The organism is Mitsuaria sp. PDC51, from assembly GCF_900113225.1.
Classification (GTDB): domain Bacteria; phylum Pseudomonadota; class Gammaproteobacteria; order Burkholderiales; family Burkholderiaceae_C; genus Roseateles.
Map to the genome: position 1 here is coordinate 1,350,568 of NZ_FOZE01000002.1, position 15,759 is coordinate 1,366,326.

Genomic DNA, 15,759 nt, shown 5'->3' on the forward strand with positions numbered 1-15,759 from the left:
TAGCACGCCGCCCGCCAGCGGACGAAGGTCAGGGTTAACGCCAGGCGCGTCCGGATCGCCCTCCCCGGCCGGTTATGTCCCCCGTCCGATTCGGAATGCGTCCGTGGCGGCGGCGCTCCAATAATCCCGCGCCATGTCCGCCACCGTGCTGCTCGTAGTCATCGCCGCCTACTTCGCGCTGCTGCTGGCCGTGGCGTGGTGGACCTCGCGCCGGGCCGACAACGACAGCTTCTTCATCGGCAACCGCAGCAGCCACTGGGGGCTGGTCGCCTTCGGCATGATCGGCACCTCCCTCTCCGGGGTGACCTTCATCAGCGTGCCGGGCTCGGTCGGCAGCGGCGCGTTCAGCTACTTCCAGATCATGCTGGGCCAGGTCGCCGGCTACGCGGTGGTGGCCTTCGTGCTGCTGCCGCTGTACTACCGGCTCCAGCTGAGCTCGATCTACCGCTACCTCGGCGCCCGGCTGGGCGTGGCGGCGCATCGCACCGGCGCGGGTTTCTTCATCCTGTCGCGCACGCTGGGCGCCACCGCGCGGCTCTACCTGGTCGTGCGCATCCTGCAGGACCTGGTGCTGGCCCAGTTCGGCATGCCGTTCTGGCTCAGCGCGCTGCTGGTGCTCGTGATGATCCTGCTCTACACGCTGGAGGGCGGCGTCAAGACCATCGTCTGGACCGACACGCTGCAGACCACCGGCATGCTCGCCGGCCTGGTGATCTGCGTGGTCTTCCTGCTGCACGCGCTGGGCCTGGACCTGGCCGGCGGCTGGCAGGCGATGCGCGCCGCCGGGCTGGCCGAGGTCTTCGTCACCGATCCGATGAGCGCCGCCCACTGGGCCAAGCAGCTGCTGGCCGGCGCCGCGATCGCGGTGGCGATGACCGGCCTGGACCAGGAAATGATGCAGAAGAACATCTCGGTCCGGCGGCTCGCCGACGCCCAGAAGAACATGATGGTGATGGCGGCCATCATGACCGGCGTCGTGCTGCTGTTCCTGTTCCTGGGCGGCCTGCTGAGCCTGTACGCGCGCCAGCAGGGCCTCGCCGCGCAGGGCGACCGGCTGTTCCCCGCCGTGGTGATGGACCACCTGCCGGCCTGGGTGCAGCTGATCTTCGTCGTCGCGCTGATCTCCGCGCTGTTCCCCAGTGCCGACGGCGCCATCACCGCGCTGACCTCCAGCACCTGCATCGACCTGCTCGGCCTGCAGGAGCGGCGCGACTGGGACGAGGCCCGCAAGCGCCGCGTCCGCAAGGCCGTCCACCTCGGGTACGCGGCGGTCTTCCTGCTGTTGACGCTGGGCTTCCGCTGGCTCGACGACCCCAGCATGGTCAACCTGATCCTGAAGCTGGCCGGCTATACCTACGGCCCGCTGCTGGGCCTGTTCGCCTTCGGCATTCTGAGCTCGCGCACCCTGCGTCCCGGGGTCCTCCCCTGGATCGCCCTGGCGGCCCCGGCCCTGTGCTGGATCGTCGACACCCATCAGGCCGCCCTCTTCGGGGACTACCGCATGGGGCTGGAATTGCTGCTGGTCAACGCCGCCCTGACCTTCGGGGGACTCTGGATCGGCTCGCGCCCCGCTGCTTATCCCCAGCCGAAGGCCGCTTGAGCACAGGCTGGCCCCAGCCTGTCCACAGCTCCTCCCCCGCGGCGACGCCGCTTGCCCACCGCTTGCCCACAGGCGGGGGCCTGGTTGTCCCCCGCTCGCCCACACCCTACCCACATCCCGCCCACAAGCCGGTCACAGGCGGATCACAGCCGCCGCACAGCGAATTCACAGGCTTCTCAACAGGGTTGTCCACAGCGCGGGCGGCGACAATCGCGCCCCATGGCTGCTCCGAAATCCCATTACGTCTGCTCCGAATGCGGCGCCACCAGCGCCAAGTGGCTGGGCCGCTGCCCGTCCTGCAGCGCCTGGAACACCCTGGTCGAGACCGCCGCCGAGCCCACCGGCGGCAAGAACCGCTACCAGGCGCTGGCCCGCAGCCAGCCCGTGGCCACGCTGTCCGAGATCGAGGCCCGTGACTTCGACCGCACGCCGACCTCGCTCGAGGAGCTCGACCGGGTGCTGGGCGGCGGCATCGTCACCGGCGGCGTCGTGCTGATCGGCGGCGACCCGGGCATCGGCAAATCGACGCTGCTGCTGCAGGCGGTCGAGGCGCTGTCCAAGCAGATGAAGGTGCTGTACGTCACCGGCGAGGAGTCCGGCGCGCAGGTCGCCATGCGCGCGCGCCGGCTGGGGCTGGACGGCTCGCAGGTGCGGGTGCTGGCCGAGATCGGCCTGGAGAAGATCCTCGCCACGCTCGAGACCGAACGGCCCGACTTCTGTGTCATCGATTCGATCCAGACGCTCTATTCCGAGCAGCTGTCCTCGGCGCCGGGCTCGGTCGCGCAGGTGCGCGAATGCGCCGCGCAGCTGACCCGCACCGCCAAGGCCACCGGCTGCGCGATGGTGCTGGTCGGCCACGTCACCAAGGAAGGCGCGTTGGCCGGCCCGCGGGTGCTGGAGCACATCGTCGACACCGTCCTGTACTTCGAGGGCGACACCCACAGCAGCTACCGCCTGGTCCGCGCGATCAAGAACCGCTTCGGCGCGGTCAACGAGATCGGCGTCTTCGCGATGACCGAGAAGGGCCTGAAGGGCGTGACCAACCCCAGCGCCATCTTCCTGTCCACCCATGGCGATCCGGTGCCGGGCTCCTGCGTGCTGGTGACGCTGGAGGGCACGCGGCCGATGCTGGTCGAGCTGCAGGCGCTGGTGGACGGCGGCGGGCCCAACCCGCGGCGGCTCTCGGTGGGCCTGGAGCGCGACCGGCTGGCGATGCTGCTGGCGGTGCTGCACCGCCATGCCGGCGTGGCCACGATGGACCAGGATGTCTTCGTCAACGCGGTCGGCGGCGTGCGCATCAGCGAGCCCGCGGCCGACCTGGCGGTGCTGCTGGCGATCCAGAGCTCGCTGCGCGGCAAGCCGCTGCCCAAGGGCTTCATCGCCTTCGGCGAGGTCGGGCTCGCCGGCGAGGTGCGGCCCGCGCCCCGCGGCCAGGAACGCCTGAAGGAGGCGGCCAAGCTGGGCTTCTCGATCGCGGTCGTGCCGCAGGCCAACGCGCCCAAGAAGCCGATCGACGGGCTGACGGTGCACGCGGTCGCGCGCATCGAGGACGCGATCGAGATCCTGCGCGGCATGTGACGCCGCGTGGGGCGACGACAATGCGCGCTCCGCCCGACGCCCACCGCCACGGACCTCCCCATGAGCGCTACCGACCTCCTGCCGCCCGCCTCGCCGTCGATCCAGCCGCCGTACTACGCGGTGATCTTCTGCAGCCAGCGCACCGACGCCACGCCCGACGACGGCTACGGCGCGATGGCCGAACGCATGGCGGCGCTGGCCGCAACGCAACCGGGCTACCTCGGCGTGGAGAGCGCCCGCGGCGCGGACGGCCTGGGCATCACCGTCTCCTACTGGCGCAGCCTGGAGGACATCCGGGCCTGGCGCGCGGTCACCGAGCACACCGCCGCCCGCGACCAGGGCCGGCGCGACTGGTACCGCCATTACGAGCTGCGCATCGCCAAGGTCGAGCGCCATTACCACTGGGACGAATCCGCCGGGCCCGACGATCCGGTGCCCGTCGCCCAGCGCTGAGGCGACACCGCGCCGCTCCTCCCGCTGCCCCCCGCTGTTCCCCACTTTCACCCCTTTCTTCCCCCTTCGGAGTTCCCTCGCATGAACCGCCTCGCCGGCATCCTCCTCGCCCTGGCCGCCATCGTCGCGGGCAGCGTCTTCTTCGGCTGGAAGGGCGCGATCCTGGGCCTGTCCTGCGTCGTCTTCTTCCTGCTGCTGCAGTTCTCGCAGCTGATGCGCGTCATGCGCACCGCCCAGAATGCGCCGCTGGGCCATGTCGCCAGCGCGGTGATGCTCCATTCGAAGCTGCATGCCGGCATGAAGCTGCTGGACCTGATCCGCATGTGCGGCTCGCTCGGTGTCAAGGTCGACCCGAACACCTACCGCTGGACCGACGCCGGCGGCGACGCGGTGGACGTGGTGTTGGAGCGCAGCCTGGTCACCCGCTGGACGCTGATCCGCGCGGCGGACGCGCAGGCGCACACGGGCGCCCCTTCCGACACCCCGGCCGCATAAAATCCACGACTTTTGCAGCACCCGGCCGATTCGCGGCCGAAAAGGAAGACCCATGTCTCTGGACGATCGCGACGGCAAGATCTGGATGGACGGCGAGCTGGTGGACTGGCGCGACGCCAAGATCCATGTCCTGACGCACACGCTGCACTACGGCTGCGGCGCCTTCGAGGGCGTGCGGGCCTACCAGACCGACAAGGGCACCGCGATCTTCCGGCTGCGCGAGCACACCGAGCGCCTGTTCAACAGCGCCAAGATCCTGCGCATGAAGCTGCCCTTCTCGATCGAGCAGGTCGAGGAAGCGCAGAAGGCGGTCGTCCGCGAAAACAAGCTGGCCAGCTGCTACCTGCGCCCGCTGACCTGGATCGGCAGCGAGAAGCTGGGCGTCAGCCCCAAGGGCAACAAGGTCCACCTGATGGTCGCGGCCTGGGCCTGGGGGGCCTACCTGGGCGAGGAAGGCCTCAAGCGCGGCATCCGCGTCAAGACCAGCAGCTACACCCGCCACCACGTCAACATCACGATGACGCAGGCCAAGACGGTGTCCAACTACACCAACTCGATCCTGGCCAACATGGAAGCGACCGAGGACGGCTACGACGAGGCGCTGCTGCTGGACGCCTCGGGCTTCGTCTCCGAGGGCGCGGGCGAGAACCTCTTCATCATCAAGAACGGCGTCGTCTACACGCCGGACCTGTCGGCGGGCGCGCTCAACGGCATCACCCGCAACACCATCTTCGCGATCTGCCAGGACCTGGGCCTGAAGCTCGTGGAGAAGCGCATCACCCGCGACGAGGTCTACATCAGCGACGAGGCCTTCTTCACCGGCACCGCCGCCGAGGTCACGCCGATCCGCGAACTGGACCGCATCGAGATCGGCATCGGCAGCCGCGGCCCGATCACCGAGAAGATCCAGGCGGCCTTCTTCGACATCGTCAATGGCCGCAATCCCAAGTACGCCCACTGGCTGACGCTGGTCTGATCGGGATCCCCCGTCCGGACGCGCCCGCCTTCGCCAGCCCGCAAGAACAAGATCATGAACACCACCACCACGCCCAAGGCCACCGTCGAAGTCACCGCGCAGGACCTGCAAGGTCCGGGCGTCGTCTTCTGCCCGAATCCCAAGATGCCGCTGTGGAGCAACCACCCGCGCGTCTACATCGACCTGAGCCACGGCGGTGAAGGCACCTGCGCCTACTGCGGCACGCTCTACAAGCTCAAGGCCGGCGAGCAGCTGCCCTCCGGCCACTGATCCCCCCGGCCGCCCCCCGACGTGGGGATCCGGTCATTGCCCCGCTCCCTTGAACAAGGAACGAGATCCATGGTGCGCAAGCCTCAGACCGCCCTGCTGCTGGCCTCTCCCGAGGACACCGAAGCGCAGTTCTACGAGGCCTTGCAGGCCGGCGACCTGGAACGCCTGATGGCCGTCTGGGGCGATGAGGACGAGGTCTGCTGCGTGCATCCGGGCGGACCGCGCGTCGTCGGCGCGGCGGCGATCCGGGCGAGCTTCGAGCAGATCTTCGCGCGCGGCGCGATCCCGGTGCATCCCGAGTGCCAGCGCCGGCTGGTCAACGGCGACACGGCGATCCACCAGGTGCTGGAGCGCGTCGAGATCACCGACGAGGACGGCACGCAGAGCGCCTGGGTCGTCGCCACGAATGTCTACCTGAAGACGGCGCTGGGCTGGCGCCTGGTGGCGCACCACGCCAGCCCGGGCACCTCGCAGGACGTGAAGCAGGAACTGTCGATCGTGTCCGTGGGCGCTCCCACCACCCTGCATTGAGAGAGGTCCGCTGATGCAGTACCAGGCGCCTCCCTGGTTGCCCGGAGGCCATGCCCAGACGATCTGGCCCGTGCTGTTCGCGCGGCGCTACGACGGCCCCGCGCCGCGCTTCCGACGCGAGCGGTGGCACACGCCGGATGGCGACTTCATCGACGTCGAGTGGCTGGTCGATCCGGCCGCCCCCACCGATGCCACCCCTCCCGCCGCCACGGCTGCCGCGGGCACGACCGCTCCGCATGCCGCGGGACCGGAGCGGCCCTTGCTGGTGCTCTTCCACGGGCTGGAGGGCTCGGTCGACAGCCAGTACGTGCAGGCCTTCGCCGCCGTCGCGCAGCGCCGCGGCTGGGCCTTCGCGATGCCCTACTTCCGAGGGTGCTCGGGGGAGCTCAACCTCGCGCCGCGGGCCTACCACTCGGGGGACTACGTCGAGATCGGCTGGATGCTGTCCCAGTTCCGCGCGGCCCACCGCGGGCCGATGATCGCGGCCGGTGTCTCGCTGGGCGGCAATGCGCTGCTGCGCTGGGCGCAGGAGGCCGGCGACACGGCCGCGGACACCGTCAAGGCGGTCAGCTCGATCTGCTCGCCGCTGGACCTGACCGCCGCCGGCCATGCGATCGGCAAGGGCTTCAACAAGCTGGTCTACACCCGCATGTTCCTGCGCACGATGATGCCCAAGGCCATGAGCAAGCTGAAGCAGCATCCGGGGCTGTTCGATGCGGAGCGGATGCGGCGGGTGCGCAACCTCTACGAGTTCGACAACCTCTTCACCGGGCCGCTGCACGGCTTCCGGGATGTCGACGATTACTGGCTGCGCGCCTCCGCCAAGCCGCACCTGGCGCGCATCCGCGTGCCGGCGCTGGTGCTGAACGCGCGCAACGACCCGTTCGTGCCGGCCCACAGCCTGCCGGCGCAGAGCCATGTGGGCGCGCACGTGACGCTGTGGCAACCCCGCGAGGGGGGCCATGTCGGATTCCCGTCGGGTCGCCCGCCGGGCCACGTGCGCACGATGCCCGAACGGGTCACCGACTGGCTGGCGATGCGGCTCTGAGCCGCCCCGCACAAGGACCGAAGGAGCGCCCATGGATGCGATCGTCGAGGCCGCGCTGAAGAAGTGGCCCAACGTGCCGCACTGCTACGGCTGGCTGGCGCTGGATGCGCGCGGCGACTGGTACATGCGCGACGAGCGCATCCAGGCGGCGGGCCCGTTCCCGGCCGTCAAGGGCAGCCGCATCGTGCATGACAAGCTGATCGGCTTCATCGACCGCAATTACGGCGTCGACGACACGGGGGCATGGTTCTTCCAGAACGGACCGCAGCGGGTTTACGTGCAGCTGGAGGCGGCGCCCTGGATCTGGCGGCTGCAGCCCGACGGCCGCGTGCTGAGCCACACCGGCCGCGAGGCGCAGGTCACCGGCGCGGTGCTGGACGATGCCGATCGCCTGTTCCTCGAGACCGACCTCGGCCTGGGGCTGGTCCACACGCAGGACATGGGGCCGGCGGCGGACGCGATCGAAGCCGGTCGCTGGTCGATGACGAACGCGACGCACGCCGAGCTCGTCACCCGTCATGGGGTGGTGCTGTCCCCCCTCGACACGAAGGGGGCCGTCACCCGGGGGTAAGGCCGGCGACGCACGTGAAAAAGCCGACCCGCGGGTCGGCTTTCCTGTTGGCGCGCGGAGGGCTTACTGCGAGGCCGCGTTCGCCGGCGCCGAGGCGCCGGAAGCGGCCGCGGCGGGCAGCTTGGGGTCGTCGAACTTGGCGCCGCCCTGGTTGGCCATGTAGACCACCGCGCGGGAAATCTCGAAGTCGCTGAAGTCGCCGCCGCCTTGCGGGCCCATGTTGCCCTTGCCCTTCAGGGCGGAGTGCACCAGGGTGTCGAAACCGGACTTCACGCGCGGGCCCCAGGCGTCATGGTCGCCCAGCTTGGGCGCGCCGGCGGCGCCGGTGGCGTGGCAGGCGGCGCATTGCGCCTGGAAGACCTGCTCGCCGGACTTCATCGCGGCGGGGTTGGCCAGGTCCTTGAGTTCGATCGAGCCCACCGGCTGGATGCGGGCGGCGACGGCCTGCTCCTCGAGTCCGGTGCCGCCGGCGCCGGGCTTGATCTCGCTGGACACGTAGTTCGCGAGCATCACGATGATCACGATCGGGATCACGAACGCGAAGAAGACCGCGACGATCAACTGCTTGGGTGTCTTGATGGGCCCTTCGTGGGCGTCGTGACCGTCGGCGTGCGTGTCCTGGGCGTTGGCGTGGTCCTGGGTTCCGCTCATGAATTCCTCGTGAATCGAATCGACTACGGCAGAAGCGCGTCCGTGTTTCGCAGGGGGTTTCGCGGCTTGATCGGCCCTCGGGAAACCGGACGGGGGAACAGCAAATCGGCGCAGTATAGCCAGCCCCCTGGCGCCCCACCCTGGGGCTTTCGTCAAGGTCGGCACGAGGGCGGGCCAGGTGTTGCGCGAGGGTCGCGCAGCGGCTTCGCCCTGGTGCCGTTTCAACGACTTGAATCGGCTTGGATCGAGCGGGGCCAGAACGAGGCTAGAATGCGCGCTTCCCATGGCGACCGTGGTGAAGTGGATATCATTGGGCCCTCCGAAGGCCTAGTCGCAAGTTCGATTCTTGCCGGTCGCACCAGAACACCGAGAAGCCGGTTGTCACACGCGTGGCAACCGGCTTTTTCATTGCCACTCGTCGTTGCGAAGGCGTGCCGCCGGCGGCGGATACTGCGCCCTGTCCCATCGCGACGCGAGCTCCCCATGCGACTGCTCATCCTCGGCGGCACCGTCTTCCTCGGGCGCCACGTCATCGACGCCGCGCTTGCGCGAGGCCATGCGGTCACGATGCTGAACCGCGGCCGGCACGGCCGCGGGCTGTTCCCCGAAGTGGAGCGCTTCGTCGGCGATCGCGACGGCGACATGAGCGCCCTGCGCGGCCGCGCGTTCGACGCCGTCATCGACTGCACCGCCTTCACCCCCGCGCAGGTCGAGCGCAGCCTCGCCGCGCTCGACACCGGCGCACCGCATGTGGTCCTGGTCTCGTCGATCTCGGCCTACGGCGTGTTCCCGCCGCACCGGGTCTTCGACGAATCGGCGCCGCTCGCGCCGGGCCACGAGGGCTACGGCCCGCTCAAGGCCCGCGCCGAAGAGGCGCTCGCGCGCGCCCTGCCCGATCGTCACGCCATCGTCCGTCCCGGGCTGATCGTCGGCCCGCACGACCCGACCGGCCGCTTCACCTACTGGCCGACGCGCGTCGCGCGCGGTGGCGAGATCCTCGCGCCCGGCCGGCCGGAACGTCCGGTCCAGGTCATCGATGTCCGCGACCTCGCGGCGTTCTGCCTGGCCCTCGCCGAATCGCGCGTCACCGGCAGCTTCAACGCCGTCGGACCGCGGATGCCGATGCAGGCGCTGCTCGACGCCTGCGTCCAGGCCGCGCCGGAGGCCGGCGCGCGATTCACCTGGCTGCCGGACGACCAACTGCTGGTGCTGGGCATGGCGCCCTGGACCCAACTCCCGCTCTGGCTGCCGGAGAACGACCCGACCCATGGCGGCATGCTGCTCGGCGACGCCACCCGCGCGGCGGCGGCGGGCCTGACCTGCCGCGCCATCGAGGACACCGCCGCCGACACGCTGGCCTGGGCGCTGGCACCGCGCGAACCGGACCGGGACACCAGCAAGCTCGTCGCCACGCTGACCCCGGCGCGCGAGGCCGAGTGCCTCGGCGCCCGGCCGGTCACGCCAGCCTGAACACCGCGATCGCGGCCGACAGCCGCTTCGACTGGTCCTTGAGGCTCTCCGCCGCCGAGGCGGCCTGCTCCACCAGCGCCGCGTTCTGCTGCGTCATCTGGTCCAGGTGGCCCACCGCGGCGTTCACCTGGTTGATGCCGTCGCTCTGCTCCTGCGAGGCCGCGCGGATCTCCGCAATGATGTCGGTCACGCGCTGCACGCTGGTCACGATGTCGGTCATCGTCGTGCCCGCGTCGGTCACCAGGCGCGAGCCCGATTCCACGCGGTCCACGCTGGTCGCGATCAGCGACTTGATCTCCTTGGCCGCTTCCGCGCTGCGCTGCGCGAGCGAGCGCACCTCGCCCGCCACCACCGCGAAGCCGCGGCCCTGCTCGCCCGCGCGCGCCGCCTCCACCGCCGCGTTCAGCGCCAGGATGTTGGTCTGGAAGGCGATCCCGTCGATCACGCCGATGATGTCGGCGATGCGCCGCGAGCTGTCGCTGATCTCGCCCATCGTCGTGACCACCTGCCCCATCACCGAGCCGCCGCGCTGCGCTGTCTCCGCGGCCGAGCTCGCCAGCTGGTTGGCCGTCAGCGCCGCATCCGCCGTCTGCCGCACCGTGCCCGTCAGCTGCGTCAGCGAGGCCGCCGCCTGCTGCAGGTTGGACGCCGTCTGCTCGGTGCGCGCCGACAGGTCCATGTTGCCGCTGGCGATCTCGGCGCTGGCGGTGCCGATGCTGTCCGTCGAGCCGCGCACCTCGCCGATCAGCCGCAGCAGGGATCCCTGCATGGCATCCAGCGCGCGCAGCAGCTGCGCGGTCTCGTCGCTGCCGCGGGTCTCGATGCGTCCGGTCAGGTCGAAGCGCGCGATCGCGTCGGCCACCTGCGCCGCCTGGCCCAGCGGCCGGGTGATCGAACGCGTCAGCCACACCGCGAGCGCGCCGCCCGCCGCGAGCGCCACCAGCCCGAACACCACCAGCGCGATCCGGGCGCGTTCGTTGGTCGCGGCCAGCGCCTGGATCGCCTGGTCCAGCTGGTCGCGCTGCTGCTGCGCCACGGCGCGGATGCCGTCCAGGTAGGCGCTCGACGCCTTCTGGAACTGCTCGTCGAAGATCTGCTTGGCCTGCGCCATGTCGCCCTGTTTCTTCGCCGCGGTGATGGCGTCCCGCACCGTCAGGTAGGTCTTGCGCAGCTCGGCCACCTTGTCGAAGGTGGCGCGTTCCTCGGGCTTCGTCAGCAGCTTGTCGAGCCGCTGCTGCAGTTCGGTCGAGACCTTGGTCGCCTCGGCGGCGGCCTGGGTGAAGAAGGTCGCCAGGCCCGGGTCCGCGCTGACCGCGATCGCCGTGGTGCGCGTCGTGCCGTTGAACACGTTGCGGTACCAGTCGGACGCGGCGCGCTCGGTGACGATCGCGTCGGTGTACATCGCGGCGGTCTGCTCCGCGACGCGGTTCAGGCCCCAGTACCCCAGCGCCGATCCGATCAGCGCGATCACCAGGACGCCGGTCTGGACCATTCCCAGACGACGACCGATGGACCCCCGGGCGTTCGTGTTGGACATCATGTGGTTCTCCTCGGACGCCGGCCCGAAGGGAGATCGGACCTCGACGCGGCACGATGTGGCACGCGCAACCGTACTCCGATCTCCGGCCGGCGTTAAGAGGCCGGCGTCACGGCCCCGGCGGACCGGGGCGGCTGTCACTCAGACGCGTGGCACGAGGCGCACCTGCGGGATCGGCTTGAGCGAGCCGACCTCCAGCGTGCGCGGTTGTCCCGACTGCTTCAGCGGCACGGCCGCGCCCAGGCCCTGCAGCCCGGTGAGGAACCGGGTCGCCTCCGCCCGCATCGCCGACGAGCGCCGATACCGCGGATCGTCCTTGAGCAGCGCCAGCCAGTCCGCCGGCGCGCCGGCCGCCACCACCTCGAGCGTGGCCGGCTGCATCACGCCCAGGAAGGTCGTGAGCCGCGCGCGGCGATGGTCGTCCCAGCCCGCGCCGCCTTCCGCGCCCAGCGGATGGAAACGCGCGATCAGGCGCTGCGCCGCCAGGCCGCCCGCATCCGCCAGGGCCGCGATCGTTCCGGAGGCCATGGTCAGGTTGAGCCCGCCCTCGTCGGGCTTCTGGCTGATCTGCACGATGCGGTCGCGGAAGCCGGGCGTCGGGAACAGGATCTCGTCGCGCCAGTTCTGCATCGTCCCGACGATGCTCCAGAGGAAACCCGCCAGCCCCGCCAGCGGCGTCTTCTCGCGCGCGGCCGCCTCGCGCTCCTCCCAGTCGGGGACCAGGTCGGGCTCCGGCCAATAGCGCAACCGGCCGCCGCGATCGTCCTCGGGCAGGTAGACGCGGCCGCCCTCGTTGCCCGCGACGGCGGGCTGGATGCCATGGTCCGGATGCGGCGGCTTCAGGCTGACCGCGAAGGTCGGGTGCCGCGGCAGCATCGCGTCGAAGAGGTGCAGCGGCATGTTGCTGCCGATGCCGCCGTCGGAGAACCAGATCCGCGTGGCCCGCAGGCGCAGCTGGCGCCGGGCCTCGGCCGTCTCCGCGGCGCGCACCTGGGCCTGCGCGCGCTGGTTCGCGGTGCGCGACCAGTCCACCGCGTACAGCGGCACCGCCGACAGCAGCAGCGGGAAGCTCAGGCTCATCCGGACCGCGACGACGACCGGCAACTCGCCATGCCGCGGCAGCGGTCTCAACTCGCGCCCCTGCGCGTTCTCGATCACCGGCCCGTCGTTGCCGCCGGCGAAGGGCGCCGCCAGCGCGGCCATCACCGCGGGCGGGAACAGCCTCGACCACTCCTGGGGGTCGTAATAGAACATCGGCGTTCCCGGCCGGAACGGGATGCTGTAGACCATCTGCCGGCTCACCGCGCTGGTGATCACCTCCAGATGGATGCGCCGCGTCGTGGGGTCGGGCCCCCATAGATCGCCGAAGCTCAAGGGCGGCCCATCGATGCTTTTGCCCGCCAGTTGGTTGAAGTAGCCGTGCAGCCAGTCGGTGAGCGCGGTCCGGCCGCCCTGGTCCGGCTGCGTCAGGCCGCTGCACAGGCCGTAGCCGTTGTCGCGCAGGCCGCGCGCCAGCCCACGGACGAACAGCGCGGCCGTCGCCCCGACCGCGGCCGCGGCGGTCAGCGCGGCAATGCCCGCCACAGCCACCGCGGCCAGCCAGCGCAGGCCCGGCGACGCGCCAGTCCCGTCGATCAACAGATGCAGCGCCGGCCAGGCCAGCAGCAGCCCGCCCGCAGCCACCCCCAACGCGGCCCTCGCATGGACGGTGAGCATGCCGCCCACCACCGCGGCGACGGCCTGGCCGCGGGACTTGCCCAGCGCGCGCGACAGCACGTCGAAGTGGCGACGCAGTGCGGGCACCGGCTGGAACAGGGTGAACAAGCGGCTGCGGCCGGGCTGGCGCCGATCCGCGGCGACCTCCGCGCCCAGTTCCTCGGGCAGCTTCGCGAGCTGGTCGAAGGCGCCGACATGGCCGCGCTGGCGGCCGAGCTCCGCGGCCGCGCTCGCCCCGGCCGCGATCGCGCCGGCCGAGGTGCCGCCGATGTTCTTGAACCGGTACCGGTCGGCCAGCGCCGCCACCAGTCGCGGATAGATCACGCCACTGGTCACGCCGCCCTTCATGACGAGGTCGCAATGGCTGACGTCGTCCGCCTCCGGCTGCCGCTGGTCGTCGCTGTGCATGAGGCCGATTCTCGGCGCCCTGGCGACCATCGGTGTCAGGAGCGCTCCGACCCGTCCCCGGACGTCGCCAGCACCTGGACGACGCCTTCGCGCAGCATCACGCGCCGGTCGCCGAAGCGGGCCACGTCCTCCGGATCGTGCGTGATCATCAGCATCGGCATGCCGATGCGCGCCAGCAGCGTGTCCAGCTCCGCGCGCATGCGGCCGCGCAGTTCCGGATCGAGCGCCGAGAACGGCTCGTCCAGCAGCAGCGCACGCGGCTCGTTGACCAGCGCGCGGGCCAGCGCGGTGCGCTGCCGCTGGCCGCCGGACAGCTGGTGCGGCCGCTGCTGAGCGACGCGTTCCAGCTCGAAGGCTTGGATCCAGCGGTCCACCGCCTCGCCGCCCTCGTGGCGCGACGGATTCAGCCAGCCCCGCTTGAGCGCGAACGCGATGTTCTGCCGCACGGTCAGCTGCGGAAACAGCGCGTAGTCCTGAAAAAGGAAACCGAGGCGGCGCTCGCGGGCGGGCACGTCGATGCCCGACGCGCTGTCGAAGACCGGCTGGCCGTCGACGCGGATCGACCCCTCGTCCGGCTTGAGCAGCCCCGCGATCGCCAACAGCGTCAGGCTCTTGCCGGCGCCCGACGGGCCGTGGATCACCGTGCGGCGAGCGTCGGTGGTGAAGGCGACATCGAGCTCGAAGCGGCGGCCGCCGCCTTCCACGTGCTTGCGGATGCGCACCTCGAAACTCATGCGCCACTCCTTGGACCCGCCAGCCGGCCCGCCACCAGCAGCACCGCGACGCAGGTCAGCGACACGATCAGCACCAGCAGGTTGGCGGTGTCGTCCTGCCCGGCCTGCACCGCCTCATACACCGCCACGGACAGCGTCTGCGTCTTGCCCGGGATGCTGCCCGCGACCATCAGCGTCGCGCCGAACTCGCCCAGCGCGCGGGCGAAGGCCAGCAGCACGCCGGCCAGCACGCCGCGCCAGGCCATCGGCAGCGTCACGCGGAAGAACAGCGCCCACTCGCCCAGGCCGAGCACGCGGGCGGCGCGCTCGAGCTGCGGATCCACGCCCTCGAAGGCCGCGCGGGCCGACTTCATCACCAGTGGGAACGCCACGATCGTCGCCGCGATCACCGCGCCCTGCCAGGTGAAGATCAGGTTGATGCCGAAGCTCTCCCACAGCCAGGCGCCCAGCCAGCCGCGCTTGCCGATGATCACCAGCAGGTAGTAGCCCAGCACCGTCGGCGGCAGCACCATCGGCAGCGTCAGCACCGCGTCCAGCAGTTCTCGTCCCGGGAAGCGGAAGCGCGCCAGCGCGAAGCCGGTCCCCACGCCCAGCAGCAGGTTCAGCGCGGTCGCCCAGCCGGCGACTTTCAGCGACAGCGCGAGCGCGATCCAGGCGGGTTCCACGTGCGCTGCGCTCCCGGCCGATCAGGGCTTCTGGAAGCCGTGCCGGGCGAGCACCGCCTGGCCGGCCGCCGAGGTGACGAAGTCCAGGAAGCGCTTGCCGCCCTCGGCATTCGCGCCGCCGGAGGTCACGGCGATCGGGTAGGAAATCGGCGCTGGGGTCGGCACGCCGAACAGGACGCGCACCTTGTCCTTGAACACCAGCGCGTCGGTCATGTAGACGAAGCCGGCCTCGGTCTCGCCGCGCGACACGTAGTCCAGCGCCTGCCGCACGTTCTGCGCGAAGACCGCCTTGGGCTCGATGGCCGACCACAGCCCGGCCTGCTCCAGGGCGGCCTTGGCGTAGCGGCCGGCGGGCACGCCCTCGGGCCGCCCGACCGCGACGCGCTTCACGGCGGACTGCTGCAGGTCGGAAAGGGTCTTCAGCGCCACGCCGCCTTCCGCAGGCGTGATCACCACGAGTGCGTTGCTGACGAAGTTGCGCCGCGTGCCTTCGACCAGCAGCTTCTGTTGCTGGGCCTTGTCCATCGTCTCCTGGTCGGCGGAGGCGAAGACGTCGACTGGCGCGCCCTTGGCGATCTGGGCGAGGAGTGCGTCCGATGCGGCGAAGTTGAACTGGAGCTTCGTGCCCGGATGCGCGGCCTCGAAGGCTGGTGCCAGTTCCCTGAACGCGTTGGTCAGGCTGGCGGCTGCGGAGACGGTGATCTCGGCCGCCTGCGCCAGGCCCGAGGCCATCAGCGCGAGGGCCAGCGCGGCGACGCGTCGGGTGATCGAAAGGGAAGTCGAGCGCATGGCGATTCCTCGTAGGAGCCGTCGACAAAACGAGCCCCGCAATATATCCCAGGATATTGCGCCCCCTTCGCCGACCGACTCCCTCCCCCGCACTGCGCCTCGTTGAAGGGCTCCCCCACCGCACTGCGCTTCGTTGAATGGCTCGGTGTGTCGACGCTGGCGGCGCCGGTGCCCCTCCGAGCGATTGCCGAGCGTGCGGAGGCGCTTGAGCGAGGAGGGGCACCGGCGCTGCCAGCGTCTGCTCGGTCTGCGCCCAGCCTCCCCGCG

16 protein-coding genes and 1 tRNA gene are annotated in these 15,759 nt (G+C 70.7%); 11 read left to right on the plus strand and 6 right to left on the minus strand.

What is annotated here, in order from left to right; translation table 11 throughout:
* The first annotated feature begins 133 nt into the window (after positions 1-133).
* From BM393_RS17335 to BM393_RS17375, 9 genes are all read left to right on the plus strand, one after another.
* Complete coding sequence (locus BM393_RS17335; RefSeq protein WP_091729122.1) at positions 134-1,600, plus strand: sodium:solute symporter; 1,467 nt, start codon at positions 134-136, stop codon at positions 1,598-1,600.
* 219 nt (positions 1,601-1,819) lie between these two features.
* Positions 1,820-3,178: a DNA repair protein RadA gene (gene radA / locus BM393_RS17340; RefSeq protein WP_091729126.1), complete on the plus strand. Its 1,359-nt coding sequence runs from the start codon at positions 1,820-1,822 to the stop codon at positions 3,176-3,178.
* Between the two features lie 60 nt (positions 3,179-3,238).
* Complete coding sequence (locus BM393_RS17345) at positions 3,239-3,631, plus strand: antibiotic biosynthesis monooxygenase (RefSeq protein WP_175538386.1); 393 nt, start codon at positions 3,239-3,241, stop codon at positions 3,629-3,631.
* Between the two features lie 81 nt (positions 3,632-3,712).
* A complete protein-coding gene (locus tag BM393_RS17350; RefSeq protein ID WP_091729130.1) occupies positions 3,713-4,126 on the plus strand; it encodes a hypothetical protein in 414 nt (137 codons plus the stop codon).
* 52 nt (positions 4,127-4,178) lie between these two features.
* Positions 4,179-5,102, plus strand: coding sequence for a branched-chain amino acid transaminase (locus BM393_RS17355; RefSeq protein WP_091729133.1), 924 nt, complete (start codon positions 4,179-4,181; stop codon positions 5,100-5,102).
* Positions 5,103-5,156: 54 nt separating this feature from the next.
* A complete protein-coding gene (locus BM393_RS17360) occupies positions 5,157-5,372 on the plus strand; it encodes a zinc-finger domain-containing protein (RefSeq protein WP_091729136.1) in 216 nt (71 codons plus the stop codon).
* A gap of 69 nt (positions 5,373-5,441) precedes the next feature.
* The gene (locus BM393_RS17365) at positions 5,442-5,903 is read left to right on the plus strand and encodes a nuclear transport factor 2 family protein (RefSeq protein ID WP_091729141.1); all 462 of its coding nucleotides are present in this window, start codon (positions 5,442-5,444) and stop codon (positions 5,901-5,903) included.
* A 13-nt stretch (positions 5,904-5,916) separates the two neighbouring features.
* On the plus strand, positions 5,917-6,951 hold the full coding sequence (locus BM393_RS17370; RefSeq protein WP_091729144.1) for a YheT family hydrolase: 1,035 nt from the start codon (positions 5,917-5,919) through the stop codon (positions 6,949-6,951).
* 31 nt (positions 6,952-6,982) lie between these two features.
* Positions 6,983-7,522, plus strand: coding sequence for a DUF2946 family protein (locus BM393_RS17375; protein ID WP_091729147.1), 540 nt, complete (start codon positions 6,983-6,985; stop codon positions 7,520-7,522).
* A gap of 63 nt (positions 7,523-7,585) precedes the next feature.
* Here the strand turns inward: BM393_RS17375 and BM393_RS17380 are convergent, their stop codons facing one another.
* The gene (locus tag BM393_RS17380) at positions 7,586-8,173 is read right to left on the minus strand and encodes a cytochrome c5 family protein (protein ID WP_091729152.1); all 588 of its coding nucleotides are present in this window, start codon (positions 8,171-8,173) and stop codon (positions 7,586-7,588) included.
* Between the two features lie 286 nt (positions 8,174-8,459).
* Between BM393_RS17380 and BM393_RS17385 the strand changes: the two genes are divergently transcribed.
* A tRNA-Arg gene (locus BM393_RS17385) sits at positions 8,460-8,534 on the plus strand.
* Between the two features lie 122 nt (positions 8,535-8,656).
* Positions 8,657-9,643: an NAD-dependent epimerase/dehydratase family protein gene (locus tag BM393_RS17390; protein WP_091729155.1), complete on the plus strand. Its 987-nt coding sequence runs from the start codon at positions 8,657-8,659 to the stop codon at positions 9,641-9,643.
* On the opposite strand, the gene BM393_RS17395 is transcribed toward BM393_RS17390, so the two are convergent.
* The 5 genes from BM393_RS17395 to modA all read right to left on the minus strand — a co-directional run bounded on the left by BM393_RS17395 (position 9,630) and on the right by modA (position 15,492).
* Complete coding sequence (locus BM393_RS17395) at positions 9,630-11,183, minus strand: methyl-accepting chemotaxis protein (RefSeq protein ID WP_217648461.1); 1,554 nt, start codon at positions 11,181-11,183, stop codon at positions 9,630-9,632. The two genes, BM393_RS17390 and BM393_RS17395, sit on opposite strands and share 14 nt — an antisense overlap.
* 138 nt (positions 11,184-11,321) lie before the next feature.
* Positions 11,322-13,304 (minus strand): patatin-like phospholipase family protein, encoded by a 1,983-nt coding sequence (locus tag BM393_RS17400; RefSeq protein WP_175538387.1) that lies wholly within the window; start codon positions 13,302-13,304, stop codon positions 11,322-11,324.
* Positions 13,305-13,339: 35 nt separating this feature from the next.
* Positions 13,340-14,038 (minus strand): sulfate/molybdate ABC transporter ATP-binding protein, encoded by a 699-nt coding sequence (locus BM393_RS17405; RefSeq protein WP_091729162.1) that lies wholly within the window; start codon positions 14,036-14,038, stop codon positions 13,340-13,342.
* Entirely contained in the window at positions 14,035-14,703 is a 669-nt protein-coding gene (modB, locus tag BM393_RS17410) for a molybdate ABC transporter permease subunit (protein ID WP_091729165.1), read from the minus strand. Before modB ends, BM393_RS17405 begins: the two co-directional genes overlap by 4 nt.
* A gap of 21 nt (positions 14,704-14,724) precedes the next feature.
* Positions 14,725-15,492, minus strand: coding sequence for a molybdate ABC transporter substrate-binding protein (gene modA / locus BM393_RS17415; RefSeq protein WP_091729170.1), 768 nt, complete (start codon positions 15,490-15,492; stop codon positions 14,725-14,727).
* Between the last annotated feature and the right edge of the window lie 267 nt (positions 15,493-15,759).